Raw genomic sequence first — 2,190 nt, forward strand, 5'->3', positions numbered from 1 at the left:
TCAGGAGGCCCTACTTGTATGCGCCCAGCACTCCACGATCACCTGATCGGGACTCCCGTTCGATCTACCAGCCTCAAGATCGGAACGACAACAGCTACTTAGACAGCCTGATTACCAGGGAGAATGCGGAGCTGGACGCCGTAATTGCCCTTGACCCATGGGCCAGAATCGGTCTCTTCGACGTAGTAGCCGGCGCGGCGGAGGTGTCTCGCAGACGAAGGTCGTGCGACGGCTTTGCGCCGAACGGCCGGACGAGCAGGCCGGCCGGACAGGCACGCGGGACCGCGCGCGCCCGACACCCTTACAATTCGGGCGCGCTCACGCTCGCAGGAGTTGAGTGCAAGCAGTGGAACACCCTGTTGATCTTCGGGGACTTCAGGCACCACGGCGGCAGGGTCGCCGAGGAGAACCGCTTGCGCTCCCCGGTGGTCTCGTCAGTGCGCTTGTCGTTCACCCGCAGAGCTTTCATCACTACCGGTCCAGCGCCGGTGTTCACTGAGGCTGGGGATAGCCGCACGCGAACCGACTAACCACCAGGTCAGGGCTGGCGGAGGACGGATGCATGCGATCTCAACTCCCCAGGTGAGAAAGGTGAATCGGTGTCCGGATAGTCAAGATTTAATTTGTGAACCGCCGATCTCTTGCTTCCATGGAGAGCAACAAGAAGCCCGTCGGTGCGAGCGGCCTGGACAGCTTTGACTCGCCCCGACGGGCACTGAAGATCACCAAAAGAGAGGTGATGCATCATGTCCCCTGACGGTACCTCGCGGCAGAGGAAGCAGCGCAAGTTGAAGCCGAGGTTGGGGCTGGTTCTGGCCGCAGTCTCGACTACGGCCAATGTCCTCCGACTACTGCGCGAACTCCTGATCCACCACTGAGGGCAGCTCTCTTCACTGTTCCACCCACTGTTTTCTCCCCGTCTCAGCCGGGGAGAAGGCAGCGGCCAACTGCGGTGCTCAGTCACGAATCACATTCGTCAGCTCAGAGCAACCGGGGCGAGGCGGATGATGTTCGACTGCTTCCGCAGGCGTATCGGCTTGGGCTTGTCGGCCGCCTTCACCGGTTCGACGGGGTGAGGTGAGATCCGTGGTGGCCGGGGAGGGCGGGTGAGGCGGCGAACCATGAGGGTGATGAAGGTCCAGGTGATGTGGGCCTCGCTGTGGGAGATGAGCCTTTCGTAGTCCCGCACGTTTCTGCGCGCTCTCATGATCCACGAGATGGCCCGCTCGACTCGCCACCTTTTGGCAAGGACGGCGAAGCCATCCTGGTCCTTGCGGCGGGGCACCGTCTTGAGGGTGATGCCGAGGAAGGAGTGGGACCAGTCGACGAGGGTTCCGCCGTAGGCGGAGTCCGCCCAGGCGACGGCGAGTTCGGGATGGGTCAGGCGCAGCCGGAAGAGCTGGTCACGGGCGGGGACGCTGTCGTGCGGCGAGGCCTTTGTGACCATGACGGCCAGCGCCATGCCCCGCATGTCGACGGCCAGGTGCCGCTTCCGGCCGTTGATGAGCTTCCCACCGTCGAAACCGCGGGTGTCCTGGCCCACCGTCTCGGATCCCTTGATGGACTGGGAGTCCAGGATGACCGCGACGGTGTTGGGATTGAGGCCGTCGTGGACACGGACCAGCTGGTGCAGCTCGGCGTGGATGCGGGCCAGGTCCCCACTCGCCCGCCACCTTTGAAAGAATCCGTAGACCGTGCGCCAGGGGATCCCGAAGTCGACGGGAACCGACCTCCACTTGCACCCGTTGTCGTTGACGTAGCGGATGGCATCGACGACGTTGCGGCGCGGATGCTTCTCCGGGCGCCCGCCCGTGGGCAGCTCGCAGGCCGGGACGGGCAGCAGCGCTTCGAGGACGGCCCATTCGGCGTCCGTGGTGTCACTGGGGTAGCACCGCTCGCGCACGGCCGGCGCTCGTGTTTCGTTCTTGCGGGTCATCAGCGTTCCATGCGGGTGAGGACTTCCAGGGTGGCCTTGACGCCGCCGAGCTGGTCCAGGGAGGGGGCCGCAGGTGATGAGGGTGGCGCGGCCGGCGAGTTGGGCGCCGCGGGTGCCGGTGAACAGGGGGGTGTCGGTGACGTCGATGCCGGCGTTGTCCGCGTACTCCCTGAAGTGCTCAGCCAAGTACAGATAAACGTGCTCAGCTCTCAGGCAACGTCGGTCTCGCGCTCGATGGCGGCGAGTCGGTTCTT

1 protein-coding gene and 1 pseudogene are annotated in these 2,190 nt (G+C 64.6%); both read right to left on the reverse strand.

Going from position 1 to position 2,190, the window contains the following annotated elements; genetic code table 11:
• Window positions 1–337 precede the first annotated feature (337 nt).
• Window positions 338–505, reverse strand: a pseudogene (locus ACN6LB_RS45745) (IS256 family transposase); the annotation flags it as partial.
• A 471-nt stretch (window positions 506–976) separates the two neighbouring features.
• Window positions 977–1,903 (reverse strand): IS5 family transposase, encoded by a 927-nt coding sequence (locus tag ACN6LB_RS45750; RefSeq protein ID WP_445031089.1) that lies wholly within the window; start codon window positions 1,901–1,903, stop codon window positions 977–979.
• Between the last annotated feature and the right edge of the window lie 287 nt (window positions 1,904–2,190).

Source organism: Streptomyces sp. SAS_270, from assembly GCF_052543295.1.